The organism is Streptomyces sp. NPDC039609, from assembly GCF_055596705.1.
In genome coordinates, this window is sequence record NZ_JBVIUJ010000004.1 from 563,172 (window position 1) to 587,224 (window position 24,053).

Sequence of the window (24,053 nt, forward strand, 5' to 3'; positions counted from 1 at the left end):
TGAGGACATGTGATCACTTGAGCAGTGAGCTTCTGGCGCCTCTTGATCTGGCGTTCTGGCACCTCGAATCCTCCGACCACCCCATGCACCTGGGCGCGCTCGCCCATTTCGGCCCGCTCCCCGCCCACGGCGATCCGTCCACCGTCCTGGACCTGCTCGCGCGCCGCGCCGCCGCGATCCCCCGGCTGCGCATGAAGGTCCGCGACGTCCTGCTGCCCGTCGGCGGCGCCGCCTGGACCGCGGACAAGCAGTTCGACGTACGGCGCCACGTCCGGGAGATCGCGCTGCCCGGCGCCGACTTCGCCGCCGAAGCCGCCCGGCTCGCGGGCGAACTCATGGAACGGCCGGTCGAACGCGGGCTGCCGCCCTGGGAGATGTATCTGCTCACCGGCGCCCCCGACGGCTCGTTCGCCGTCCTCGTCAAACTGCACCACGCCCTCGCCGACGGCATGAGGGCCGTCGCCATCGGAGCCGGGATCTTCGACGAGATCGCCGCGACCCGCAGGTACGGAGGGCGCCGCGCCCGCAACGTACCGCCGCGCTCCTGGCTCCCCGGTCCCGGCCGGATCATGGGCGCGGCCCGGGAACGCATCGAGGACATCGGCCGGGCCGTCGACGTCGGAGCCTCCGTGGTCGGCGCCTCCTTCCTCCGCGCAGGCCAGATCGACGTCAGGGCCCCCTCCGCCCTCGCCGCCCACTCCAGCGGAACCCGCCGCGTCGCCACCGCCGTCCTGGACCTGGAACGCGTCCACCAGGTGCGCCGCTCCACCGGCGGAACCGCCAACGACGTGCTCCTCGCCGTCGTCGCCGGCGCCCTGCGCCGCTGGCTCGACGGACGCGGCGAACCGCTCCCCGCCGCCGATCCGCGCGCCCTCGTCCCCGTCTCGCGCCGACGCCCCGGCTCACCGTCCGGCTCCGGCAACAGCCTCTCCGCCTACCTCCTCGCCCTCCCCGTCACCGAGCCCGACCCCGCGACCCGGCTGGCCTCCGTACGGCGGGCCATGGACCGCAACAAGGCCGACGGGCCGATGCGCGGCGCCGGAGCCGTCGCCGTACTCGCCGATCAACTGCCCTCGCTCGCCCACCGCTTCGGCGCGCCGCTGGCATCCGGAGCCGCCCGGCTCCTCTTCGACGTCCTCGTCACCAACGTTCCGCTGCCCCGCTCGGCCCTCTCCCTCGGCGGCGCCCCGCTGCGCGAGCTCTTCCCGATGGCCCCGCTCGCCCGCGGCCAGGCGCTCGCCGTCGCCATGTCCCCGTACGCCGGCCGGGTCCACGTCGGCCTGGTCGCCGACGGCAAGGCCGTCCCCGACATCGAGGCCCTGGCCGCCGCGATCGGGGACGAACTCGACCTGCTCGAAGAGCTCGGGGGTGTCTGAACGCGCGTCCTGACGGCCCGTGCGGGAAGGTGGAGTCATGCCCGAACTGCCCGAGGTGGAAGCGCTGCGCGAGTTCCTCGACGAGCACCTGGTGGGCAAGGAGATCGCCCGCGCGCTGCCCGTCGCGATCAGCGTGCTGAAGACGTACGACCCACCCCTCGGCGCCGTCGAGGGCGCCACCGTCACCGGAGTCGCCCGGCACGGCAAGTTCCTGGACATCACCACCGACGGGGAGGCGGGCGAGCTCCATCTCCTCGTCCACCTCGCCCGCGCGGGCTGGCTCCAGTGGAAGGACCCGCTGCCCTCGGGGCTGCCGCGCCCCGGCAAAGGGCCGCTCGCCCTGCGCATCGCGCTCACCGAGGGCGACGGCTTCGACCTCACCGAGGCCGGCACCACCAAGCGGCTCGCCGTCCACCTCGTCCACGACCCGCAGGACGTGCCGGGCGTCGCCCGCCTCGGTCCCGACCCGCTCGCCGACGACTTCGACCTCGCCGCCTTCACCGCCCTGCTCGCCACGGAACGGCGCCAGATCAAGGGCGCCCTGCGGGACCAGAGCCTGATCGCCGGCATCGGCAACGCATACAGCGACGAGATCCTGCACGTGGCGAAGATGTCCCCCTTCAAACCCACCCAGAACCTCACCGAGGAGGAGACCGCCGCTCTCCACGAGGCGATCCGCACCACCCTGAGCGAGGCCGTCGAGCGCTCCCACGGCCTGGCCGCGGGCAAGCTGAAGGTCGAGAAGAAGAGCGGCCTGCGCGTCCACGGCCGGACCGGTGAGAAATGCCCGGTCTGCGGTGACACCATCCGCGAGGTGTCCTTCAGCGACTCCTCCCTCCAGTACTGCCCCACCTGCCAGACCGGCGGCAAACCGCTCGCCGACCGTCGGATGTCGAAGCTGCTCAAGTAGCCGCCCGAGCTCGGAAAGCCGGTCGCGGCCGCTCGCATAGACTCCGCCGCATGGTGCGCGTACTGGCCGTCGACGACGAAGAGCCGGCCCTCGGAGAGCTGCTCTACCTCCTGCGTTCCGATCCGCGGGTCCGCAGCGCCGAGGGCGCCACCGACGCGACCGAGGCGCTGCGCAGGATCGGCCGCGCCCTCGAGGCCGGGCCGGACGGCGACGACGCCATCGACGTCGTCTTCCTCGACATCCACATGGCCGGCCTCACCGGCCTCGACCTCGCCCGGCTGCTCGCCGGCTTCGCCCGGCCCCCGCTGATCGTCTTCGTCACCGCCCACGAAGGCTTCGCCGTCCAGGCCTTCGACCTCAAGGCCGTCGACTACGTCCTCAAGCCGGTGCGGCGCGAGCGGCTCGCAGAGGCCGTCCGCCGGGTCCGCGAGCTGGTCCATGCCTCCGCCGTACCCGCGGCCCCGCTCACGGCGCCCGAGCAGATACCGGTCGAACTCGGCGGGGTCACCCGCTTCGTGCCCGTCGACGACATCGCGTACGTCGAGGCCCAGGGCGACTACGCCCGCCTGCACACCGACGAGGGCAGCCATCTGGTCCGTATCCCGCTGTCCACGCTGGAGGAGCGGTGGGCCGATCGCGGCTTCGTCCGTATCCACCGCAGCCATCTCGTCGCCCTCGGCCGCATCGACGAACTGCGCCTCGACGGCGGCGCCACCTCCGTCCGGGTCGGCAGCACCGAGCTGGCCGTCAGTCGCCGCCACTCCCGCCACCTGCGGGACCTCCTCATGCGCCGCGCCGGCGGCTGACGGCAGCGGGGCCGATCCCCGGAAGCCGGCCGACGCCTCTACCCTGCGTCATCACCGCTGCGTAGACTCCGTTCACTCCACAGCCCCTGCGAGGTCGACAGATGACGGAGCGGACACCGACGTCCGAGCAGCCACCGCCGCGCCGGCCCCGGCGCGAGACGGTCACCCGCGCCTCCGCCCTCCGCGACCGTGCGGGCGGCCCGCCCCCGCGGTACCCGCACGGTCGTCCGCCCGGTCATCCCCCCGCCCGCTCCGAGATCAGCGAGCAGACCAGCCTCGGCCACACCTATGTGCGCTCCCTGATGCGGAGCCAGCTGAAGGCCGCCCTCACCGCCCTCGTGGCCCTCGCCCTCCTCGTCGGCCCGCTGCCGCTGCTCCTCGCGCTCCCCGCACCCGAGGCCGTCGTCTGGGCCACCCTCGGCGTCGGCGTCTACCCGGTCATCTGGGCCGTCGCCCGCTGGTACGTCCGCCGCGCCGAACGCAACGAACGCGACTTCACCGGCCTCGTCGAGGGCCGCTGACCGCGGGGGCCGGACGTGAACCACACCTACGCGGTGGCCGCAGTCACCGTCGTCGTCCTGGCGACCGTGCTCATCGGCGCCCTCGGCCTGCGGATATCCCGCACCACCTCCGACTTCTACGTCGCCTCCCGCACCGTCCGCCCGGGCCTCAACGCCGCCGCCATCAGCGGCGAGTACCTCTCCGCCGCCTCCTTCCTCGGCATCGCGGGTCTCGTCCTCGTCCAGGGCCCGGACATGCTCTGGTATCCCGTCGGCTACACCGCCGGCTATCTGGTCCTGCTCGTCCTGGTCGCCGCCCCGCTGCGCCGCTCGGGTGCGTACACCCTCTCCGACTTCGCCGAGGCCCGGCTCGAGTCCCCGCCCGCTCGCCGGCTCGCCAGCCTCTTCGTCGTCGGCATCGGCTGGCTCTACCTCCTCCCGCAGCTCCAGGGCGCCGGGCTCACCCTGGAGATCCTGACCGGAGCTCCCGACTGGGTCGGGGGACTGCTCGTCGCCCTCGCCGTCACCGGGATCGTCGCGGCGGGAGGGATGCGCAGCATCACCTTCGTCCAGGCGTTCCAGTACTGGCTCAAGCTCACCGCCCTGCTGGTGCCGGCCCTCTTCCTCGCCGCGGCCTGGTTCGGCGACGACGCTCCGCGCGTACGCTTCGACGCCCCCGCGGTCTTCCACGAGCACACCGTCGTGCGCGTCGCCGACACCGTACGGATCGATGTCGACGCCCCGCTCACACTCACCGTCACCGGTCGCGTCGACGACACCGCGTACGAGCGGCGGACCCTCACCCTCGACAAGGGCGCCCATCGCGTCGAGGGCGGCACCGAACTCGCCTTTCCCGCAGGCGCGCCCGTCCCCGCCCGGGCCTCCACCGGCGCCGACCCCCTCGGCTGGTCCCAACCGCTGGCCGGGGGGCGCGACGGCCATCAGCTGTACGCCACGTACGGACTGATCCTCGCCACGTTCCTCGGCACCATGGGGCTGCCCCATGTGGCCGTCCGCTTCTACACCAGCCCGCATGGCCGCGCCGCGCGGCGCACCACCCTGGTCGTCCTCGGCCTGGTCGGCGTGTTCTATCTGCTGCCGCCGGTGTACGGGGCCCTGGGCCGGATCTACGCGCCCGAACTGGCCCTGACCGGAGCCGCCGACGCCGCCGTGCTCGTCCTGCCGGACCGGATGCTCGGTGGGGTCCTCGGCGATCTGCTGGGTGCGCTGCTCGCCGGCGGTGCCTTCGCCGCGTTCCTCTCCACCGCGTCGGGGCTCACGATGTCGGTCGCCGGCGTCCTCACCCAGGACGTGCTTCCGTCCCGTGGGGTACGGCACTTCCGGCTCGCGACCCTGCTCGCCACCGCCGTCCCGCTGGCCGTCGGGGTCCTCGCCTCGAAGGTGCCGGTCGCGGACGCCGTCGGCCTCGCCTTCGCCGTCTCCGCCTCGTCGTTCTGCCCGCTGCTCGTCCTCGGCATCTGGTGGCGACGGCTCACCCCGCCCGGCGCCATGGCCGGACTGCTGCTGGGCGGCGGTTCCGCGCTCGCGGCGGTGATGGCGACGCGTGCCGGGCTGCCCGAAGAGGGCTGGCCGCACACCCTGATGGCCTGGCCGGCGGTCTGGTCGGTGCCGCTGGGCTTCCTCACGATGATCCTGGTGTCGCTGGCCACCCCACGTCACATCCCGGCCGGCACCCCCGCCCTGCTCGCCCGGCTCCATCTGCCGGAGGAGTTCACCGGGCGCACGGTCCCGAGGGACGAGATCCCCGGGACGGAGCTCCGGACGGACTCCGATCTCCGGGCGGACCCCGGCCGGGGGACGGAAGCCGGCCGTGGGGCGGGACCCGGACTCGGGGCGGGAGCCGGTCGTAGTGAGGAGCTCCTGCGCGGGGTGGAACCCTTGGGAGGGGCGGAAGCCGACCGTCTGGCGGGAGCCGGTCGCGGCGCGGAAGCCGGCCGTAGTGAGGAGCTCCTGCGCGGGGCGGAAGCCGACCGTCTGGCGGAAGCAGGTCGCGGCGCGGACTCCGAGCCCCGGTCCGACGAGCCGTCTCGCGCGGCCGATCACCGGCCGGGAGGGCGGAAGCGATGACCCCGATCGTGTGCGCCGCGGCCACCGCCGCCGGGGCCGTTCTCCTCGCGGTGGGCTTCGTCCTCGGCCGGCTCGCCGCCCGCCGCGGGGCCGCGGATCTCGACCTCGGCACCCCCGTCGAGCGGGCCACCTTCCACACCCTGCACGCCGCCTCGCTCGCCGCGCCGCCCCTGCGCGGCGGACTCACCGAGGACACCGCGCGCAAGGCCGTCCGACGGCTGCGCTCACTCCTGGGGACGGAGGCGCTCTGTCTGACCGACCGCTCCGCCCTCCTCGCCTGGGACGGGCCCGGCGAGGGGCACCATCGCGAGCATGTCATGGACCAGGTCGCCGGGATCCTCGACTCGGGCCGCAGCAGATCGGAGCACACCGGCTGCACCGATGTCGCCTGCCCGCTGCGCTGGGCGGTGATCGCCCCGCTCACCGGCGAGGACGGGGTGCTCGGCGCGCTCGTCGCCTACGGCTCGCGGGAGTCGGCCGTGCTGGTGCGGGCCGCGACCGAGGTCGCCCGCTGGGTCTCCGTACAGCTGGAACTGGCCGAGCTGGACCGCTCGCGCACCAGGATCGTGGAGGCGGAGATCCGCGCCCTGCGGGCCCAGATATCACCGCACTTCATCTTCAACTCCCTCGCCGCCATCGCCTCGTTCGTCCGTACCGACCCCGAACGGGCGCGGGACCTGCTGCTCGAGTTCGCGGACTTCACCCGCTACTCCTTCCGCCGGCACGGGGAGTTCGCCCAGCTCGCCGACGAACTACGCGCCATCGAGCAGTACTTGGCGCTGGCCGGGGCCCGATTCGGGGACCGTCTCAAGGTGACGCTGCAGATCGCGCCCGAGGTGCTGCCGGTCACCCTGCCGTTCCTCTGTCTCCAGCCGCTGGTGGAGAACGCCGTCAAGCACGGCCTTGAGGACAGCGTGAACGTCTGCCGGGTCACGATCTCCGCGCAGGACGCGGGCGCCGAGGCCGTGGTCGTGATCGAGGACGACGGCGTGGGTATGGACCCGGCCGTCCTGCGCGCGGTCCTGCTCGGGGAGCGGCCCACAAGCTCCGGGATCGGCCTCTCCAACGTCGACGAGCGGCTGCGCCAGGTGTACGGGGCGGAGCACGGCCTCGTCATCGAGACCGGGGTCGACGCGGGGATGAAGGTGACGGTACGGATCCCCAAGTACCGCTCCGGGGTGCACCGTACGAATCCTCAGCCGCCCGCGCCGTAGAGGTGCAGGGCCAGATGGCCCAGCGGGAGCCCCAACTTCCAGGCAGGCAGCCACACTTGCTCGGACTCGTCGACCTGAGGGAAGGACCCGGCCGACGTCAGTCCGCCCAGGTCGGCCGCGCGGATCCGCGTCGCCTCCAGCAGACGCCAGGTATCCCTCGCCATGGCGAGGTCGGGACCATCCTCGCCCGCACGGCTCCGCGCGGCGAGCCGCTCGCGGACCCACTGCGGCCAGGGGTGGTCGTAGGACGTACGGGACAGCCACTCGTCGATGAGGCCCGCGGACCACGACCCGGAGGAGGCGTCCGCTTCGGCGCAGAGATGGATGGTGAGGGCCAGCGTCTGCCGGCCGGCCCGGTACTCCAGGGTGCCGGGCGCGACCAGGCACCCCGTACGCAGGAGATCGTCCGCGGTGAACTCGGCACACAACCAGGCCATCGGGACGGCGAGTCCCCCTCCGCTGGTGCCGTTCGTACTCTCGGGCAGCAACGCTCCCACCTTCTCCCGGACATGTCGGTCGACGAGCCCCGACCACGAGCCTCCACCGAGGAAGACGCGTCCGGGTCGCACTTTGCTCAACTCGCCCGTGTGGTTTCGGATACGTTTCTCCGCCGGATCGGTGCCGGTGGGAAACGTGAGGACACGGGAGGCGTCCGGGGACGATGTGGCAGTCGCGCGCCGGGGGTGGGGCGGGGCGCGGACCGGCCTCAGCCGAGCAGCGCGTACACCGCCGTCGCGTGGGCGGCCGTCTCGTCCGAGCCCTCCGCCGTCATCGTGATGTCGGCGAACGCCATCCGCTTGCCCGCCTTGGTGAGCCGCGCCCGCACCAGGACGTCCGCGGCGACGACTGCCCGCTGGAAGCTGATGGACTGCTGCACCGTCGTCATCGGCACGAAGCCCCCGCGGGCCGCCGCGACCGCGATCACGGTCGCCGTGTCGGCGGCGGCCATCAGTGCCTGACCCGAGAGACCACCGCCCTCCCGGGCGAGCCGATCGGACCAGGGGAGACGCAGGACCGCCTCCTGCCCGTCGAGCGCGACCACCGAGAGCCCCAGATCGAGCACCCAGGGGGCGAAGTTGTCGGCGAGAACCTTTTCCGCGGCGGCGAGAGTCAGCGTCACGCGGTCATTGTGCGGCCCTGGCCCGTGGACGGGCAACGGTACGGCGCCCGGTGCGGTAGCCCGGCAGGCAGTGCCCGAGCTGCCGCAGCGCATAGTGCGAGCGGGACTTGACGGTCCCGGCCGGGATGCCGAGATCGGCGGCGGCCTCGTTGACGGTCAGGCCGTGGAAGTAGAGCCGGACCAGGACAGCGCGGTGTTCGGGGCTCAGGCCCCGTACGGCCGCCCGGACGTCCACCGCCGCGACCGCGGACTCCGTGGCGTCGGCCGGGTCGGGGGTGGCGGCCAGCATTCCGTCGCCGATCTCGGTGGGCCGGGCGAGCCGGGAGCGCCGGGCGTCGATGGCCAGGCGTCGGGCCACCGTGAACAGCCAGGGGCGCATCGACTCGTAGGGCCCGTAGAACGCCTCCGGGTGCAGCCAGGCGCGGACCAAGGTCTCCTGCACCAGGTCCTCCGCGCGCTGCCGGTCGCCGTAGGTCAGGCCGAGCAGGAAGCCGAGCAGGGCCTGACCGTGGTCACGCTGCAGCTCCGCGAGGGCCCGCTCGTCCGTCGTCGCCGTCGTCGCCGTTGTCATGCTCCACACCTCTCCTGCCGGCTCGTCGTCCCGGGCGTATCCGAACGCATGTGGGCGGCAAGGGACAGGGAACGCGCACCTGTCTGCGACGAGCGGTCGCACACTGCGGCGAATGGTGCGGTGAACGGTCAGGCGGAGGCCCTTCATCCTTTTCGGCAGGGTTTGGCGTTCACTGCGGCTTTGACTCTTGACTGCGGCTTTTACGCCCTGTGAATTCATCTGTAGAGATGTTCATAGGACTAATTGGGCGGAGTTGGCGGATGACGCAGCGTACGAGACAAGGGGCGGTGGCCATCCTCGCCGTCGTGCTCACGGCGGCCACCGGCTGTGCCGGGGACGCCGGCACCTCCCGGGGTCCGTCCGCGGGGCGGGATCCGGCGAGCCCCGCATCCCCCTCGTCGGTCGGCGGCGCGCCGTCCGGGCGGACCGGCTTCACGCTCGTCGCCTCCGGTGACGTCCTGCCGCACGAGTCGATCATCCGCCGGGCCGCCATGGACGCGAACGGTCAGGGCTACGACTTCCGTCCCATGCTCTCCGGCGTGAAGAGCGTGGTCGCCGGGGCGGACCTGGCGATCTGCCACATGGAGACGGTGTACGGGCCGGAAGGCGGGCCGTACACCGGCTACCCCGCCTTCAAGTCACCGCCCGAGGTCGCCCCCGCCCTCGAGGAGACGGGGTACGACTCCTGCTCCACCGCTTCCAACCACACCCTGGACGACGGCCCGGCCGGCCTTCGCCGCACGCTCGACGTCCTCGACAAGGCGGGTGTCCGGCACGCGGGATCGGCCCGGACGGCCGAGGAGGCGGCCCGCCCCACGCTGTTGAGGGCGGGGCCCGCGACCGTCGCCCAACTCGCCTACACGTACGACACCAATGGCTTCCCGCTGCCCGAGGGGCAGCCCTGGGCTGTCAATCTGATCGACGAGCGGAAGATCATCGCCGACGCGCGGGCCGCCCGTCGAGCCGGCGCCGATGTCGTCGTGGTCAGCCTCCACTGGGGAACCGAGTGGCAGACGGCCCCCGACGACCGCCAGCTCACCCTCGGCCGCTCCCTCACGTCCTCGCGGACCGGTGGCAGGCCCGACATCGACCTGATCATCGGCACCCACGCCCATGTCCCCCAGGCGTACGAGAAGGTCAACGGCACCTGGATCGTCTACGGCATGGGCGACCAGATCGCCGGCGACATGGTCAACTACGAGGGCGCCTTCGACCCGCGCGGCAACCAGGGAACGCTCGGGCGCTTCACCTTCTCCCCGCCCACGGCTCCCGGTGGGCGCTGGGAGGTCACCCGGGCCGAGTTCCTCCCGCAGTGGTTCGACACCGGCCGGGGCCGGGTGATCAACCTCAACGCCGCCATCAGGAACGGCGAACCCCTCACCGCCGTACGGGACACCATCCGCGACGTCGTCCTGGGACGGGGTGCGGCCAAGGACGGACTGGCGATGGGGGAGTAGGGAGGGCCCGTGCCTCGCGGACGGTGACCCTCCGAGGCTGTCCGCCCATCGAGTGTTTTCGGGCGGACCGTCGGTGTGGGTGAGGGGCGTCGGCGTTCGGCCGTGCGAGCTATTAGTCATGAAAAAGGATCAGATGCCCACCGGGCGGCGGACCGTGCTGCGCATCGCCGCCGCCCTCGGGGCCACAGCCACGGTCGGAGTACTCACGGCGGATCGTTTCGGCGCGCCGCCGGGCGCGCCACCGAGCGGCCGTCCGGACGTCGCCGGAGGGTCCGCTCCCGGCCAGGGGCCGGCGGCGGGCGCGCCCGCGAACCCCCGGCTCAAGCCCTCCGCGTACCGGCTCCAGCCGATGACGGCCGACGCACCCGCGGCCTTCCGCAAGGCGCTCCCCCCGGTCCGGCAGCGGCCGTTCCTGAGGATGTCCGGCGTGGGCCGTTCGATGGTGCTCACCTTCGACGACGGGCCGGACCCCCGCTACACCCCGGAGATCCTCGCCACCCTGCGCCGCTACCGCTGCCGGGCGATGTTCTTCGTCTGCGGCGAGATGGTCGCCGAGAACCGGGACCTGGTCCGGGAGATCGCCGCGGACGGGCACGTGGTCGGGAACCACTCCTGGTCCCACCCGCTGATCCCCAAGCTGTCGCCCTCCCGTATCCGGGACGAGCTGGGCTCCACCAGTGAGCTCGTCGAAAAGATCCTCGGCTCGGCCCCGCTCTGGTATCGCGCCCCGTTCGGGGCATGGAACCGGCACTCCTTCGAGATCGGCGCCGAGCTGGGCATGGAGCCGCTCGCCTGGACCGTCGACACCCTGGACTGGAAGGAGCCGGGTACCGACAGCATCGTGCGCCGGGTACTGGACGGCGCGGCGCCCGGTGTCGTCGTCCTCTCGCACGACGCGGGCGGGAACCGCTCGCAGAGCGTCGCCGCGCTGAGGCGGTACCTGCCAGAACTGCTCGACGCCGGCTACAGCATCACGGTGCCCCGGCGCTGAGTCCGTACGGCGAAGGCCCCCGGCGCGGAGCTGCGCCGGGGGCCTTCGTGCGGACCTGCCGACCTCTCAGGTGGAGCCGATCATGCGTGCGTAGACCACCACGTTGCCCTCGTAGCCCTGCGCCCGGGAGTAGCCGCCGCCGCAGGTGATGACCCGCAGCTCGGGCTCGCCCGTGTCGGAGTAGACCTGGACCCCGGGGAAGTTGTTCTTCGAGTACACCTCGATGCCGTAGATCTCGAAGACCGCGACCCGGCCGTCGTACCGCTCCACCTCGATGTGCTGGCCCTTCTCCAGCGATCCCAGGCCGTAGAAGACCGCGGGGCCCGCCGCGTTGTCGACATGGCCGACGACGACGGCCGTGCCGCGCTGGCCGGGCGCGATGCCGTTCTGGTACCAGCCGGCCAGGTTGGCGTCCTGCGGGGGCGGCGCCTCGATCCAGCCGGCCGGGTCGAGACCCACGTCCATGATCGGCGCGGCGACCCGGATCGAAGGGATCCTGATGCGCGAGGCCGGGGCGTGGGGCAGCGGCTCCACGCCCGTGGACATGGGGGGCGGAGCCCCGATCAGGCTCGCGTCGGGAGCCTCGGCGGCCGCGGGCTGCGGCGGGCCGAGCTCGACGTCCACTCCGTTGCGCATCATCGCCAGACCGGACAGCATGACGAGAGCCAGGACGCCCCACGGTGGGCGTCTTCTTCTCGGCTCAAGGACGCTGAAGTCCTTGGGGCTCATGGTTCTCCCTTCGTGGCGTCGTCAGAACGGTAAGGGCGGCGGCCCGAACCGGCGATCAGAGCGGGGCGAACGGGTGGCGGCCGGCTGCCGGGGAGCGGAACGGGGCCCGTCGGCCCCTTCGTACCCGAGGGCAGGCCGGGTGACGGGGACGATCACCCATCCGAGTAATCATCTGACAATCGCCCTGACGGCCTGTGACCTGCGGCTCCGTCAGATTCAGGGCCGTTTCCCCGGCGTGTCGCCTCACCGGGGTGGCCCAGTGCCGAAATGCGCAGGTCGCCACCGCTTGTGAGGGTTCGTCATGGAAGGCGTACTCGTCGAATCTCCCGGAGCACCGCTTTGGGGCGTCTTCCACTGGAGGTTCAACCATGCGTGCTGCACGCACTCTGGCGGTGACCGCCACCGCGTTCGCGGCGGTCGGGCTCGCAGCCCCTCTCGCCGCCGCCCACGGACCCAGCAACCTGGCCGTCAGCTCCTACCAGGTCGACCAGGGTGGTGATGGTCGGGGTGGTGACGGTCGGGGTGGTGACGGTGCCAACAGCGTCACCGTCTCTCCGCTCGCCGTCCACCAGGGGGCGACCCTCACGATCACCGTCAGGGGTTGCGCCGGTGGCACGGTCACGTCCAACGCCTTCCCGACGGTCACCCTCTCCGGCAATGTCAACGGCGTCTCCACCGCCACCGCCCGCATCCACAACAACGCCACCCCCGGCCAGTACAACCTGGCTGTCCAGTGCAGCGGCCGGACGCTCACCCAGACGTTCCGCGTACTGGCCGGTCAGGGAGCACTGGGCGGCATCGGCGGCTCGCTCGCGCCGAGCTCCGCGGAGATGGCCGTCGGCGGTTCGCTCGTCGCCGCGGCCGCGCTCGGTGGTGGTCTCTTCATCGCCCGGCGCCGTATGAGCAGCGGAAGGGCCTGACCGGCCGAACCTCCCGGTCGGCCGTATACGCCCGTCGCCCCCGAGTCCTCAGGACTCGGGGGCGACGGGCTTGTGCGGGTGTTGCGCGTTCGGGCGCCGGCCGGTGGGAGACACCGTCGCCGCCGTCAGTGACGCCGGCCCCGGTCGGGGTTCATCCGGCGCCGCACGACGAGGACGGTTCCGGTGGCCGCGGCGAGGACCAGGCCGGCCCCGGCCGCGAGCGCCGTCGTGTCGACGCCCTCGACCGAACCGCCGATACCGCCCTGGACGCCCCGTGGGGTGGTCAGGATGGTCGAGCTGGTGGTCGCGGACGCCGTGGTGCCGCTGATGGTCAGGGTGACGGTGTCGGTGATGCCGCCGGTGCAGTTGAACGCGACCGTGTAGACGGCACCGCGCCGGGCGTCCGTGTCCACCGTGGCGGTGGCCGAGGCTCCGGGGGCGATGGTCACCGTGTCGAAGATGCCCGACGACGCCAGCGTCGTACTGCGGCAGCCGGGAGCGGTGAGCGTCACCCGCCCGCCCGGCGCCACCAGTGAGGGTGTCACGACGAAATCGCCCGGTGCCTTCGCTCCGGCGGCATTGGGGTTCGGTGCGGGTGCGCCCTCCGCCGCGGAGGCGACGGGAGCGGCCAGGGCGAGAGTGGCCGCCCCCAGCAGGGCAGTGGACACGGCACGTATCGCGCGCATGGAATCCTCCGGGTCCCCGAGGAGCAGCCGCGGAAGGGGTTTCCGCGCAAGGACAGGGCGTGCACCTCGATACCCGAAACGCTAGGAGCGCACTACCACAGCCGCGATCCCAGACGGGCGAATGGGGTATTCATGTCACCCGTGCGGCCCACTCGTGTCGCGCCCGGCTAGCGCGCGAGGTGCGGGAACAGGTCGGTGAACGGCGTGGCCGTCGCCGAGATCCCACGCCCGAAGGGCGCGTCGAAGTCCCAGATCAGGAAGAGCAGGAAGGCGATGAGCGCGCTGAACAGACCGGCGAGGAGCAGTTCGCGGCCGGTGCGCCGGATCTGCAGGGTGAAGATCAGGCCGACCGTCACCAGCGCTCCGATGATCAGGCCGAACCACACCACCCCGGGCATGGTCGCCCCCGCGTTCTGGCCCCGGGCGCCCCGAGTGTCGTCCACCACCGCCACCTGGTCCACGAGCGGCTGATACGCCTGCCCCTCGTGGTCGTCGGCCGGCTGGTAGTCGGTCACGCTCCGGCGCACCTGCTCCAGGAGCCGGGTGCCCTCCTCGCTGAGCTCGCCGTGCTCGGACATGTGGCTCCACTCCTCGTCGACCACGTACGAGACGTACGCGTCGACATCGGCGCGGATCCGGGTACGGACGTCGACCGGGTACACCTCGACCCGGGCCGAGATCTCGTGCAGCGCCTGGGCCTCCTGGCGCACGGTCTCCTGGGCGGCGCCCCGCGCCTCCCAGACACCGGCGATGGCGAGACCGAGCACGATCGCGTAGATCACGCCGATCATCATCGTCATGTACTCCATGACGTCGGGGGTCTCGCTGGGATCGTCGTCGTCGGGGACCCTGCGGTTGTTGATGACGACGATGGTGAGGACGACCGCGCAGGCGGCGGCCATCGCGATGGTCAGGACAAGCCATTCGGACATGGTGTTTCCTCCGGCGGGGCTCAGCGGGAGCGGGGACGCAGGATCGCGGTCGCGAGCACCGCGGGGGCGGTGACAAGCAGCATCATCGACACGAGCGAGGGACCGCTCCTGGGTTCGGGCCGCGCGGCGCGGCGGTACGCGGGCAGAGCGACCGGGGTCGCGGCAGGCGGGCGCGGGCGCAGCGAGGGAGCCGGGGGCGACGGCGTGGGCGGCGCGGGGGCCTCGGGCGTCGGTACGGGCCGCGGCGGGGCGGGCTTGGGGGGCTCCTGCCTCGGCGGGGGCGGGGGATCCGCGCGTACGGGAGGGGGCGTCGGCGCCGGTGGCGGTGGCGGAGGTGGAGGCGGTGGCGGCGGTGGCGGCGGCGTCGGCTTCGGCGTCGGCTCGGGCACCGGTGGCGGCGGGGGAGGGGTCGGGGTGGGCGAGCACGCCCCCGGCCCGATGACCGCGACCGAGGTGTTCGAGCCGCCGGGCCCGGTCGTGGCGTAGGCACAGGCATCGGCGGCGGCGGGCGCCGGTGCGGCCAGGAGCCACAACAGCGCGGCGGCCGCCAAGGGCCGCGCGAGAGACGATCCGTACAGGGACACGCCGAAGAGCATGATCACAGGTCGGGGGCAGCACGCCGTGAAACGGCCCTGATTCCCCGGATGGTGGGGATCTCGCGGGGGGTGGGTTTGACATTCCCGCGGAAAATTCTTCGCCCCCGTTGAGCGCGATGCCGACGCGCTCCGTATTCAAGGCCGGGAACGGCGTCAGACGCCGCACCAACTAGCCAGGAACAAACGGGAGTTGACATGAAGACCTGGGGCAACGCGGCACTCGCGCTCACGGCGGCGGCCATGCTGGCGCTGACGACGGCGTGCGGTCAGGAGCAGGGCGAGTCGTCGCTCGGCGGCCAGCCCGCCGGAGCGGCGAACCCGGCCGGCGCCCCGGCCGACAACGGCTACAGCTCCGGCGGTTACGCCTCCGGCGGCTATGGATCCGACGCGGGTGCCGGCGCGGCCGAGCCCGCCGGGCAGCTGGCGGTGGCGGACACCAAGCAGCTCGGCGAGGTCGTCACCGACAGCGAGGGTTTCACCCTCTACCGCTTCGACAAGGACTCCGCCTCCCCGCCCAAGGCCACCTGCGAGGGCGACTGCGCCAAGGCGTGGCCCGTGGTGAGCGCTTCGGGCGCCAAGGCCCCGGCCGGCGTGGCGCCGTCGCTGCTGGGCGAGGTCACCCGGACCGACGGCACCAAGCAGCTCACCCTCGACGGCTGGCCGATGTACCGGTACGCCAAGGACACCAAGCCCGGCGACATCAACGGCCAGGGTGTCGGCGGCACGTGGTTCGCCTCCGCCCCTGACGGGAAGAAGGCCGCACCGGGCGCGGGCGGCGGGGCCGACGAGGGCGGCGGCGAGGAATCCGAGGTGGATGCCGCCGGGCTCTCGGTGCGCAAGGACCCCAAGCTCGGTGACATCGTGGTGGATTCGCGAGGAATGACGGTTTACCGCTTCAAGAAGGATTCCGCCTGGCCCATGAAGACGGCCTGCACCGGCGCCTGCCTGGAGAAGTGGCCGGTTGTCGCCCCCGTCGAGAAGAACGACACCAAGGGCATCACCAAGAAGGGTTTCGTGACCTTCAGCCGCCCCGACGGCATCAAGCAGCAGACGATCGACTGCTGGCCCCTGTACACCTTCGCCGGCGACGAGGAGCCCGGAGACACCAACGGCCAAGGTGTGGGCGGCACCTGGTACGCCGTGTCCCCCGAGGGAAAGCTGGTCGGAGCGCCCAAGTAGGTCCCCCGCGCCGCGCTCCCGGCCTGTCGGCCCGCCGTCACTCCTCTCGCGTGACGGCGGGTCGGCGCACGTCCATATGCACGTGAATTTGCACGAGCGGTAGGCGTGAATCCTGCGTTCCGCCTGCACGTGCCAACGGCGTGTGACCAAGAACGGACCGCGAATTTCCGTTTCTACTCGCTCTCCTGGCGGGCGATCAGTAGCCTCGGCTCGAACACCGGCCGCGAACACATGGCCGTATCCCCCGTGGCGACTTGATGGAGACATTGATGGAGCGTCCCGCCTGGGCCCCGCCGGGTATCGATATCTCGGTACCGAGCGTGTCCCGTATGTACGACTTCTATCTGGGCGGCTCGCACAATTTCGAGGTGGACCGGGAAGCCGCCCGCAAGGCCATGGAGTTCATGCCGGGACTCCCCAAGATCATGCAGGCGAATCGGGCCTTCATGCGCCGGGCCGTGCGCTTCGCCGTCGACAGCGGCGTCACCCAGTTCCTCGACATCGGCTCCGGCATACCGACGTTCGGCAACGTCCACGAGGTCGCCCAGGCCGCGTCCCCCGACGCGAGAGTCGTCTACGTCGACCACGACCCGGTCGCCGTCGCTCACAGCCGCGCCGTGCTCGAGGGCGAGGACCGCGCCGCCGTCCTCGCGGCCGACCTCCGCAAGCCGCTCGAGATCCTGCACAGCTCCGAGGTCCGCCAACTCCTCGACATGGACAAGCCGGTGGCGCTGCTGCTCGTCGCCGTCCTGCACTTCCTGGAGGACGAGGACGAACCCGAGAAGGCCGTCGCGGAGCTCGTCGAGGCCCTCGCGCCCGGCAGCCTCTTGGTGCTGACCCACGCCTCCTACGAGGGCATCCCGCTCTCGCAGGACGAGGCCGAGGGCACCGTCGGCGTCTACCGGAACATCCGCAACCCTCTCGTCATGCGCTCGCACGCCGAGATCAGCCGCTTCTTCGACGGCTGCCCGCTGGTCGAGCCGGGGCTGGTGTCCATGCCCGAGTGGCGGCCCGAAAGCCCGGCCGACGAGGAGGATCCTTACGCCTTCTCCGGCTTCGCAGGGGTGGGGCGCAAGGCGTGAAGGTGCCGTCACAGCCGTCCGGTTGCGGCGCGGAACCGGACGGTCTCGAGGACAGACTCAGGCGGTTCGTGACCATCTGGAGCAGAGCCATCTTTCCGGTCACGGCCACCTCGATGACCCGCGCCGAGTTCGAGCAGCATCTGCTGCCGCTCGCCCGCGAGCTGCGTACCGCGCTGCACGCCCGGACCTTCGACACCGCCCCCGCGCACCGCGCGGGGGCCGCGCTGGTCGGCGTCCACTGCACGGACCCCGACGCGCTCAGCCGCACCCTCGGGGTCATCGACGCGTACCTGGTGCTCTACTGCGGTGAGGACGGCACCTCCACCGAGGAGCTACGGGCCCGCTGTTCACGGCTCCAGCACGCCATGGCGGCCGGCTTCGCCCAGGCCCTACGTGAGCGGACCCTCCTGGAGCAGGAGGCCATCGCCCGCTCCGCGCTCAACGCCCGCACCGCCGCCGAAGTCGCCCTGCACACCACCCAGAGCCGCTTCCGGGCGGTCTTCGACGGAGCGGCGGTCGGGATCGGGATCGCCGACCTCGAAGGCAACGTCCTGGAGGTCAACGAGACCCTCACCCGGATGTTCGGCGGCCTGGACCAGCAGATCCGCAGCCGCAAGGTCAACGAATGGGCCCATCCCGAGGACGGGCCGCACGTCTGGAAGCTCTACGACGAGCTGGTACGTGGCGAGCGCGACCACTACCGCGTCGAGAAGCCGTACTACCGGGGCGACGGCACCGTCCTGTGGACCAACCTCACCGTGTCGCTGCTGCGCGACGCCGAGGGCTTCCCCCAGTACCAGCTGGCGCTGATGGAGGACACCACCGAGCGGCGGCTGCTCAATCTGCGGCTGCGGTACGAGGCCACCCACGACGCGCTCACCGGGCTGCCCAACCGGACCCTGTTCTTCGAGCGCCTGGAGAAGGCGCTCGCCCCGGGCGACGGCGCCCGCTTCGGGCTCTGCTACCTCGACCTCGACGGCTTCAAGGCCATCAACGACAGCCTGGGACACTCGGCCGGGGACCGGCTCCTCGTCGAGGTCGCCGACCGGCTGCAGAGCTGCGCCACGGCCCCGGGCGAGATGGTGGCCCGGCTCGGCGGGGACGAGTTCGTCGCCCTCACCACCGGACCCGGCACCGAGCGCGAGGTCGTCGAGCTGGCGAACCGTATCCTCGCCGCGCTCGCCTCGCCCGTACGGATCGACGGCCGTGAACTGACCGTGCGGGGCAGCGTCGGTGTCGTCGAGGGACCGGCGGGGGAGCGGACCCCGGCCGAGGTGCTGCGCAGCGCCGACATCACGATGTACCGCGCCAAGTCGGCGGGCGGCAACCGCTTCGAGTTCGCCGACGCGGAGGCCGACGCACGCGCGATCACCCGGCACGGGCTGACCACCGCGCTGCCGGCGGCGCTGGAGCGCGGCGAGTTCTTCATCGAGTACCAGCCGCTGGTGCATCTCGGCGACGGCAGTGTGCACGGCGCGGAGGCGCTCGTACGGTGGTGCCACCCGCAGCACGGGGTGCTCGGGCCCGACCGGTTCATCCCGCTCGCCGAGAACACCGGCCTGATCGTGCCGCTCGGCCGTTGGGTGCTCCAGGAGGCGGTCCGCCAGGCCCGTTTCTGGCAGACCCGGCACTCCGACGGCGGTCCACTGCGGATCAACGTCAACCTCTCGCCGACGCAGCTGCACCACCCACGGCTGGTCGCCGACACGGTCGACGTTCTGGAGCGCTCGGGGCTGGAACCGGGGGCCTTGTGCCTGGAGGTCACGGAGTCGGCGCTGATCGGCGCGGACGACGATCTGCTGAAGCCGCTGCGGCAGCTCGCCGAGATGGGCGTGGACATCGCGCTGGACGACTTCGGCACGGGGTACTCGAACCTGGCGAACCTGCGCCGGCTGCCGGTGAGCGTCCTCAAGCTGGACCGCTCCTTCACGCGGGGGATGCAGCAGCACCCGGCGGACCCGGTCGACGTCAAGATCGTGGAGGGCATCGTCGCGCTGGCGCACAGCCTGAAACTGGCGGTGACGGTCGAGGGGGTGGAGACGGGGGCGCAGGCGCAGCAACTGCGCGAACTGGGCTGCGACACGGCGCAGGGCTGGTACTACGCCCGCCCGGGCGCCCCGGACCGAATCCACGCGCTACTCCTCGCGGACGCGGTGTAGTTCCCCCGTGGGTGTGGGCAACCCTCCGCCGGGGCGGTGCCCACCCACGCTCCCTCGCCACCCCCCGGTTGTGGGCCTTCGTTCCGCTGGGGCGCGGAACGCCTGCCCACAACCCGCGCGAGCGGGGTTGAGGGGGTGGGCGCTGCCCCGCGGAACGCCTGCCCACAACCCGCGTGAGCGGGGTTGAGGGGGTGGGCACTGCCCCGCGGAACGCCTGCCCACAACCTGCGCGAGCGGGGTTCAGGGGTGGGCACCGCCCTGCGGAACGCCTGCCCACGACCCGCGGGCGGACCGTGGCGCCCCGCAACCTTGGGCCACGGTCATGACGGTCACGTGGAGTGGAGGAGCAGGCGCTGAAGCTCACGCGCCGCCCGTGGGGGTGCCACGTCGCTGCGGTGGGCCAGGGCGATCGTGCGCCGCAGCCCCGGGCGGGCCAGGGACGTGACCCGGAGGTCGCGGCCCGCGCGCGCCGCGACCATCGCCGGGACCACCGCCACCCCGAGACCCGCCCGTACGAACCCCAGCACCGCGTCCATCTCGCCGCCCTCCACCGTGAACGACGGCTCGAAGCCCTCCGCCCGGCACGCCGCCACGGTCAGCTCCCGCAGGTCGTAGCCGTGCCGGAACATCACCAGCGGCTGGTCCCGCAGATCCGCGATCCGCACCGGCCGCCCCGGCGCCGGCGCCGCCGCGCTCGACACCACCACCAGGTCCTCGCGCAGCAGCTCCACCGTCGTCAGCGCCGGTGACGGCGTCGGCAGCGGCAGCACCACCAGGGCCAGATCCAGCGCACCGCGCGCCAGCTCCCGTACGAGATCGTGCGAGCCCCCCTCCTCGATGAGGAGCTGGATGCCCGGGTGCAGATCGTGGAAGGCGCGCAGCACGTCCGGCAGCAGACCCGTGCACAGGCTCGGCGTCGCGCCGAGCCGCACCCGCCCGCGCTTCAGCTGCACCAGTTCCTGCACCTCGTGCCGCGCCGTGTCCGTGTCCGCGAGGATCCGCCGCGCCAGCGGCAGCAGTGCCTCGCCCGCGTCCGTCAGCGCGATGTTCCCCCGCGCCCGGCTGAAGAGCTCCGCCCCCAGCTCCTGCTCCAGGGCCCTGATCTGCTGCGAGAGCGAGGGCTGGGAGACGTGCACCCGCTCGGCGGCCCGGGTGAAGTGCCGGGTCTCGGCCACGGCCACGAAGTACAGAAGCTGCTGGAACTGCATAGGCTCAGCCTATCGAGATGAGCCGGACCATGTCTTGGACCTCTTGGGCCCTTCGCCCCTACCGTCGGTTGCATGGCTCTGGCAACGAAGACGGCACCGACGGAACGACCACCGTCGCCCACGCGCTCACGCGGCTTCTGGGCATCCACGATCGGCAAGAAGACGGTCATGGCCGTCAGCGGCCTGCTCATGCTCGGCTACCTCGTGGCCCACGTCGCGGGCAACCTCAAGGTCTTCTTCGGCCCCGAGGAGTTCAACGCGTACGGTCACTGGCTGCGCACCATGGGCGACCCCGTCCTGCACTACTCCTGGGCCCTCTGGCTCGTCCGGATCGTGCTGCTCGCCGCGGTCGTCGCCCACGCCGTGTCCGCGTACCAGCTCAGCCGGCGCGACATCAAGGCCCGCCCCACCGCCTACGTCCACCGGCGCAAGCGGTCCTCCTACGCCACCCGCACCATGCGCTGGGGCGGGATCATCGTCGCCCTGTTCATCGTCTGGCACGTCCTGGACCTGACCACCGGCACCCTCCACCCCGGCGGCTTCCAGGAGGGCCGCCCGTACCAGAACGTCGTGGACACCTTCTCCACCTGGTACGGCAACGTGATCTACATCGTCGCCATGCTCGCCGTCGGCCTGCACATCCGCCACGGCTTCTGGAGCGCCGCCCAGACCCTCGGCGTCGGCAGCGCCCGCCGTGAGCGGCTCCTCAAGGCGCTCGCGAACGGCCTCGCGCTCGTCCTGACCGTGGGCTTCATCTCCGTACCCGTGGCCGTCATGACCGGAGTGGTGAGCTGACATGAGCTACCTCGACTTCACGACCGGTGAGCCGGTCGTCGACCACAAGGCCCCCGCCGGACCCATCGCCGAACGCTGGGACACCCGCCGCTTCCAGGCCAAGCTGGTCAACCCCGCCAATCGCCGCAAGCACACGGTCATCGTCGTCGGCACCGGTCTCGCCGGCGGCTCCGCCGGCGCGACCCTCGCCGAACAGGGCTACCACGTCGTCCAGTTCTGCTATCAGGACTCCCCGCGCCGCGCCCACTCCATCGCCGCGCAGGGCGGCATCAACGCCGCGAAGAACTACCGCAACGACGGCGACTCCATCCACCGCCTCTTCTACGACACCGTCAAGGGCGGCGACTTCCGCGCCCGTGAGTCCAACGTCCACCGCCTCGCTCAGATCTCGGTCGAGATCATCGACCAGTGCGTCGCCCAGGGCGTCCCCTTCGCCCGCGAGTACGGCGGACTGCTCGACACCCGCTCGTTCGGCGGCGTCCAGGTCTCCCGCACCTTCTACGCCCGCGGCCAGACGGGCCAGCAGCTGCTCCTCGGCGCGTACCAGGCGCTCTCCCGGCAGATCGCCGCGGGCAATGTCGAGATGCACGCCCGCACCGAGATGCTCGACCTGATCGTCGTCGACGGCCGGGCGCGCGGCATCGTCGCCCGCGACCTGATCACCGGCGAGATCTCGACCCACTACGCGGACGCGGTGGTCCTCGCCAGCGGCGGCTACGGCAATGTCTTCTACCTGTCGACGAACGCCATGAACTCCAACGCCACCGCCGTCTGGCGGGCCCACCGGCGCGGCGCGTACTTCGCCAACCCCTGCTTCACCCAGATCCACCCCACCTGCATCCCGCGCACCGGCGACCACCAGTCCAAGCTCACGCTGATGAGCGAGTCGCTGCGCAACGACGGCCGCATCTGGGTCCCGAAGGCGAAGGGCGACACCCGCCCCGCCGCCGACATCCCCGAGGACGAGCGCGACTACTACCTGGAGCGCATCTACCCCTCCTTCGGCAACCTCGTCCCGCGCGACATCGCCTCCCGCGCCGCCAAGAACGTCTGCGACGAGGGCCGGGGTGTCGGCCCCGGAGGCCAGGGGGTGTATCTCGACTTCGCCGACGCCATCCGACGGATGGGCCGCAAGGCGGTCGAGGAGAAGTACGGCAACCTCTTCGACATGTACGAGCGGATCACCGCGGAGAACCCGTACGAGGTCCCGATGCGGATCTACCCCGCCGTGCACTACACCATGGGCGGACTCTGGGTCGACTACGACCTCCAGACCACCGTCCCCGGTCTCTTCGCCATCGGCGAGGCCAACTTCTCCGACCACGGCGCCAACCGGCTCGGCGCCTCGGCGCTCATGCAGGGCCTCGCCGACGGCTACTTCGTCCTTCCCTCAACCATCAACGACTACCTGGCGCGCCACCCGCACGCGGAGCCGGTCACCGACGACCATCCGGCGGTACGCGACGTGCTCGCCGAGACCGAGGACCGGCTGAACCTGCTGCTCTCGGTGGACGGCGACCGGACGCCCGACTCCTTCCACCGCGAACTGGGCGAACTGATGTGGGAGTTCTGCGGCATGGCCCGTACGGACGAGGGCCTGCGCAAGGCGCTCGACCGCATCCCCCAGATCCGGCAGGAGTTCTGGCGCCGCATCAAGGTCCCCGGCACCGGCGAGGAGTTCAACCAGTCCCTGGAGAAGGCCAACCGGATCGTCGACTACCTGGAGCTCGCCGAGCTGATGTGCCTCGACGCGCTGAACCGGGCCGAGTCCTGCGGCGGTCACTTCCGCGAGGAGTCCCAGACGCCGGACGGCGAGGCCGCGCGGCGCGACGAGGAGTTCTCGTACGCGGCGGCCTGGGAGTTCAACGAGGGCGCGGCCCCCGTCCTGCACAAGGAAGACCTCGTCTTCGAGTACGTCCACCCCACCCAGCGGAGCTACGCATGAAGCTCACCCTGCGCGTCTGGCGCCAGAAGAACGCCGACGCCCCCGGCGCCATGTCCACGTACGACGTGGACGGCATCTCCTCCGACATGTCCTTCCTGGAGATGCTCGACACGCTCAACGAGGAGCTCATCCTGCGCGGCGAGGACCCCGTCGCCTTCGACCACGACTGCCGCGAGGGCATCTGCGGCGCGTGCAGCCTGGTCATCAACGGCGACGCCCACGGCCCGGAGCGCACCACCACCTGCCAGCTCCACATGCGGTCCTTCCGGGACGGCGACACGATCGACATCGAGCCGTGGCGCGCCTCCGCCTTCCCGGTCGTCAAGGACCTGGTCGTCGACCGCTCCGCCTTCGACCGCATCATCCAGGCCGGCGGCTACATCAGCGCCCCGACGGGCGCGGCCCCCGAGGCCCATGCGACCCCGGTCCCGAAGGCCGACGCCGACTTCGCGTTCGAGCACGCCGAGTGCATCGGCTGCGGCGCGTGCGTGGCGGCCTGCCCCAACGGCTCGGCGATGCTCTTCACCTCGGCCAAGATCAACCATCTGAACGTCCTGCCCCAGGGTGCCCCGGAGCGCGAGACACGCGTCCTGGACATGGTGGGCCAGATGGACGCCGAGGGCTTCGGCGGCTGCACCCTCACCGGGGAGTGCGCGACGGCCTGCCCGAAGGGGATCCCGCTGCCGTCGATCGCGGCCATGAACAAGGAGTGGCTGCGGGCGGCACGCAAGTCCGGCCGCCGGTAGGGATGTTGCATCCGCACGTCACTCCATGCCGACCACGGCCGGT

23 protein-coding genes are annotated in these 24,053 nt (G+C 71.9%); 16 read left to right on the plus strand and 7 right to left on the minus strand.

Annotated elements, in window-relative coordinates; genetic code table 11:
• The first annotated feature begins 17 nt into the window (after window positions 1-17).
• The 6 genes from ACZ561_RS14805 to ACZ561_RS14830 all read left to right on the plus strand — a co-directional run bounded on the left by ACZ561_RS14805 (window position 18) and on the right by ACZ561_RS14830 (window position 6,894).
• Window positions 18-1,376: a wax ester/triacylglycerol synthase family O-acyltransferase gene (locus tag ACZ561_RS14805; protein ID WP_470994197.1), complete on the plus strand. Its 1,359-nt coding sequence runs from the start codon at window positions 18-20 to the stop codon at window positions 1,374-1,376.
• Window positions 1,377-1,413: 37 nt separating this feature from the next.
• On the plus strand, window positions 1,414-2,286 hold the full coding sequence (locus ACZ561_RS14810; protein ID WP_470994200.1) for an Fpg/Nei family DNA glycosylase: 873 nt from the start codon (window positions 1,414-1,416) through the stop codon (window positions 2,284-2,286).
• A gap of 50 nt (window positions 2,287-2,336) precedes the next feature.
• Window positions 2,337-3,092: a LytR/AlgR family response regulator transcription factor gene (locus tag ACZ561_RS14815; protein ID WP_470994203.1), complete on the plus strand. Its 756-nt coding sequence runs from the start codon at window positions 2,337-2,339 to the stop codon at window positions 3,090-3,092.
• A 101-nt stretch (window positions 3,093-3,193) separates the two neighbouring features.
• Window positions 3,194-3,613, plus strand: a complete 420-nt coding sequence (locus tag ACZ561_RS14820; RefSeq protein WP_376435611.1) for a hypothetical protein — start codon at window positions 3,194-3,196, stop codon at window positions 3,611-3,613.
• 15 nt (window positions 3,614-3,628) lie between these two features.
• Entirely contained in the window at window positions 3,629-5,680 is a 2,052-nt protein-coding gene (locus tag ACZ561_RS14825) for a sodium/solute symporter (protein WP_470994205.1), read from the plus strand.
• The gene (locus ACZ561_RS14830; protein WP_470994208.1) at window positions 5,677-6,894 is read left to right on the plus strand and encodes a sensor histidine kinase; all 1,218 of its coding nucleotides are present in this window, start codon (window positions 5,677-5,679) and stop codon (window positions 6,892-6,894) included. Before ACZ561_RS14825 ends, ACZ561_RS14830 begins: the two co-directional genes overlap by 4 nt.
• Here ACZ561_RS14830 and ACZ561_RS14835 read toward each other — a convergent pair.
• The 3 genes from ACZ561_RS14835 to ACZ561_RS14845 form a co-directional block, all read right to left on the minus strand.
• The gene (locus tag ACZ561_RS14835) at window positions 6,876-7,382 is read right to left on the minus strand and encodes a hypothetical protein (RefSeq protein ID WP_470994211.1); all 507 of its coding nucleotides are present in this window, start codon (window positions 7,380-7,382) and stop codon (window positions 6,876-6,878) included. The two genes, ACZ561_RS14830 and ACZ561_RS14835, sit on opposite strands and share 19 nt — an antisense overlap.
• Window positions 7,383-7,600: 218 nt before the next feature.
• The gene (locus tag ACZ561_RS14840) at window positions 7,601-8,014 is read right to left on the minus strand and encodes a PaaI family thioesterase (protein ID WP_470994214.1); all 414 of its coding nucleotides are present in this window, start codon (window positions 8,012-8,014) and stop codon (window positions 7,601-7,603) included.
• Between the two features lie 4 nt (window positions 8,015-8,018).
• The gene (locus tag ACZ561_RS14845; protein ID WP_470994217.1) at window positions 8,019-8,585 is read right to left on the minus strand and encodes a sigma-70 family RNA polymerase sigma factor; all 567 of its coding nucleotides are present in this window, start codon (window positions 8,583-8,585) and stop codon (window positions 8,019-8,021) included.
• A 260-nt stretch (window positions 8,586-8,845) separates the two neighbouring features.
• On the opposite strand from ACZ561_RS14845, the gene ACZ561_RS14850 reads away from it, so the two are divergent.
• On the plus strand, window positions 8,846-10,042 hold the full coding sequence (locus ACZ561_RS14850; protein WP_470994220.1) for a CapA family protein: 1,197 nt from the start codon (window positions 8,846-8,848) through the stop codon (window positions 10,040-10,042).
• Window positions 10,043-10,160: 118 nt separating this feature from the next.
• On the plus strand, window positions 10,161-11,033 hold the full coding sequence (locus tag ACZ561_RS14855) for a polysaccharide deacetylase family protein (RefSeq protein WP_470994222.1): 873 nt from the start codon (window positions 10,161-10,163) through the stop codon (window positions 11,031-11,033).
• Window positions 11,034-11,099: 66 nt separating this feature from the next.
• On the opposite strand, the gene ACZ561_RS14860 is transcribed toward ACZ561_RS14855, so the two are convergent.
• Entirely contained in the window at window positions 11,100-11,762 is a 663-nt protein-coding gene (locus ACZ561_RS14860) for a class F sortase (RefSeq protein ID WP_470994224.1), read from the minus strand.
• A 368-nt stretch (window positions 11,763-12,130) separates the two neighbouring features.
• On the opposite strand from ACZ561_RS14860, the gene ACZ561_RS14865 reads away from it, so the two are divergent.
• On the plus strand, window positions 12,131-12,682 hold the full coding sequence (locus tag ACZ561_RS14865) for a hypothetical protein (RefSeq protein ID WP_470994227.1): 552 nt from the start codon (window positions 12,131-12,133) through the stop codon (window positions 12,680-12,682).
• 125 nt (window positions 12,683-12,807) lie between these two features.
• Here ACZ561_RS14865 and ACZ561_RS14870 read toward each other — a convergent pair whose 3' ends face one another.
• Together ACZ561_RS14870 and ACZ561_RS14875 are read right to left on the minus strand one after the other, a co-directional pair.
• Window positions 12,808-13,368, minus strand: a complete 561-nt coding sequence (locus ACZ561_RS14870; protein WP_470994229.1) for a hypothetical protein — start codon at window positions 13,366-13,368, stop codon at window positions 12,808-12,810.
• Window positions 13,369-13,535: 167 nt separating this feature from the next.
• Window positions 13,536-14,300 carry a bestrophin-like domain gene (locus ACZ561_RS14875; RefSeq protein WP_470994232.1) on the minus strand — a complete coding sequence of 255 codons (765 nt, stop codon included), beginning with the start codon at window positions 14,298-14,300 and terminating at the stop codon, window positions 13,536-13,538.
• A 69-nt stretch (window positions 14,301-14,369) separates the two neighbouring features.
• Here ACZ561_RS14875 and ACZ561_RS14880 point away from each other — a divergent pair, with 69 nt between their 5' ends.
• The 4 genes from ACZ561_RS14880 to ACZ561_RS14895 all read left to right on the plus strand — a co-directional run bounded on the left by ACZ561_RS14880 (window position 14,370) and on the right by ACZ561_RS14895 (window position 19,316).
• Window positions 14,370-14,786, plus strand: a complete 417-nt coding sequence (locus ACZ561_RS14880; RefSeq protein ID WP_470994234.1) for a hypothetical protein — start codon at window positions 14,370-14,372, stop codon at window positions 14,784-14,786.
• A gap of 305 nt (window positions 14,787-15,091) precedes the next feature.
• Complete coding sequence (locus tag ACZ561_RS14885; protein ID WP_470994236.1) at window positions 15,092-16,075, plus strand: SCO0930 family lipoprotein; 984 nt, start codon at window positions 15,092-15,094, stop codon at window positions 16,073-16,075.
• A gap of 269 nt (window positions 16,076-16,344) precedes the next feature.
• Window positions 16,345-17,157 (plus strand): SAM-dependent methyltransferase, encoded by an 813-nt coding sequence (locus ACZ561_RS14890; RefSeq protein WP_470994239.1) that lies wholly within the window; start codon window positions 16,345-16,347, stop codon window positions 17,155-17,157.
• Window positions 17,154-19,316, plus strand: coding sequence for a putative bifunctional diguanylate cyclase/phosphodiesterase (locus ACZ561_RS14895; protein ID WP_470994241.1), 2,163 nt, complete (start codon window positions 17,154-17,156; stop codon window positions 19,314-19,316). Before ACZ561_RS14890 ends, ACZ561_RS14895 begins: the two co-directional genes overlap by 4 nt.
• Window positions 19,317-19,645: 329 nt before the next feature.
• On the opposite strand, the gene ACZ561_RS14900 is transcribed toward ACZ561_RS14895, so the two are convergent.
• Window positions 19,646-20,524, minus strand: a complete 879-nt coding sequence (locus ACZ561_RS14900; protein WP_376435567.1) for a LysR family transcriptional regulator — start codon at window positions 20,522-20,524, stop codon at window positions 19,646-19,648.
• A 72-nt stretch (window positions 20,525-20,596) separates the two neighbouring features.
• Between ACZ561_RS14900 and ACZ561_RS14905 the strand changes: the two genes are divergently transcribed.
• From ACZ561_RS14905 to ACZ561_RS14915, 3 genes are read left to right on the plus strand one after another with little or no spacing between them, the layout of a single operon-like run.
• Window positions 20,597-21,319, plus strand: coding sequence for a succinate dehydrogenase (locus tag ACZ561_RS14905; protein ID WP_470994244.1), 723 nt, complete (start codon window positions 20,597-20,599; stop codon window positions 21,317-21,319).
• A gap of 1 nt (window position 21,320) precedes the next feature.
• Window positions 21,321-23,264 carry a fumarate reductase/succinate dehydrogenase flavoprotein subunit gene (locus ACZ561_RS14910; protein WP_470994247.1) on the plus strand — a complete coding sequence of 648 codons (1,944 nt, stop codon included), beginning with the start codon at window positions 21,321-21,323 and terminating at the stop codon, window positions 23,262-23,264.
• Complete coding sequence (locus ACZ561_RS14915; RefSeq protein ID WP_470994250.1) at window positions 23,261-24,010, plus strand: succinate dehydrogenase/fumarate reductase iron-sulfur subunit; 750 nt, start codon at window positions 23,261-23,263, stop codon at window positions 24,008-24,010. The genes ACZ561_RS14910 and ACZ561_RS14915 overlap by 4 nt, the downstream gene beginning before the upstream one ends.
• Window positions 24,011-24,053 lie beyond the last annotated feature (43 nt).

What these genes read in the sequence shown, in the direction of transcription:
- ACZ561_RS14860 (WP_470994224.1), bottom strand. Translation starts at nt 11,762, where the DNA reads ATGAGCCCCAAGGACTTCAGCGTCCTTGAGCCGAGAAGAAGACGCCCA.
- ACZ561_RS14915 (WP_470994250.1), top strand. Translation starts at nt 23,261, where the DNA reads ATGAAGCTCACCCTGCGCGTCTGGCGCCAGAAGAACGCCGACGCCCCC.
- ACZ561_RS14875 (WP_470994232.1), bottom strand. Translation starts at nt 14,300, where the DNA reads ATGTCCGAATGGCTTGTCCTGACCATCGCGATGGCCGCCGCCTGCGCG.
- ACZ561_RS14885 (WP_470994236.1), top strand. Translation starts at nt 15,092, where the DNA reads ATGAAGACCTGGGGCAACGCGGCACTCGCGCTCACGGCGGCGGCCATG.
- ACZ561_RS14890 (WP_470994239.1), top strand. Translation starts at nt 16,345, where the DNA reads ATGGAGCGTCCCGCCTGGGCCCCGCCGGGTATCGATATCTCGGTACCG.
- ACZ561_RS14815 (WP_470994203.1), top strand. Translation starts at nt 2,337, where the DNA reads ATGGTGCGCGTACTGGCCGTCGACGACGAAGAGCCGGCCCTCGGAGAG.
- ACZ561_RS14810 (WP_470994200.1), top strand. Translation starts at nt 1,414, where the DNA reads ATGCCCGAACTGCCCGAGGTGGAAGCGCTGCGCGAGTTCCTCGACGAG.
- ACZ561_RS14870 (WP_470994229.1), bottom strand. Translation starts at nt 13,368, where the DNA reads ATGCGCGCGATACGTGCCGTGTCCACTGCCCTGCTGGGGGCGGCCACT.
- ACZ561_RS14910 (WP_470994247.1), top strand. Translation starts at nt 21,321, where the DNA reads ATGAGCTACCTCGACTTCACGACCGGTGAGCCGGTCGTCGACCACAAG.
- ACZ561_RS14865 (WP_470994227.1), top strand. Translation starts at nt 12,131, where the DNA reads ATGCGTGCTGCACGCACTCTGGCGGTGACCGCCACCGCGTTCGCGGCG.
- ACZ561_RS14830 (WP_470994208.1), top strand. Translation starts at nt 5,677, where the DNA reads ATGACCCCGATCGTGTGCGCCGCGGCCACCGCCGCCGGGGCCGTTCTC.
- ACZ561_RS14845 (WP_470994217.1), bottom strand. Translation starts at nt 8,585, where the DNA reads ATGACAACGGCGACGACGGCGACGACGGACGAGCGGGCCCTCGCGGAG.
- ACZ561_RS14855 (WP_470994222.1), top strand. Translation starts at nt 10,161, where the DNA reads ATGAAAAAGGATCAGATGCCCACCGGGCGGCGGACCGTGCTGCGCATC.
- ACZ561_RS14905 (WP_470994244.1), top strand. Translation starts at nt 20,597, where the DNA reads ATGGCTCTGGCAACGAAGACGGCACCGACGGAACGACCACCGTCGCCC.
- ACZ561_RS14820 (WP_376435611.1), top strand. Translation starts at nt 3,194, where the DNA reads ATGACGGAGCGGACACCGACGTCCGAGCAGCCACCGCCGCGCCGGCCC.
- ACZ561_RS14900 (WP_376435567.1), bottom strand. Translation starts at nt 20,524, where the DNA reads ATGCAGTTCCAGCAGCTTCTGTACTTCGTGGCCGTGGCCGAGACCCGG.
- ACZ561_RS14850 (WP_470994220.1), top strand. Translation starts at nt 8,846, where the DNA reads ATGACGCAGCGTACGAGACAAGGGGCGGTGGCCATCCTCGCCGTCGTG.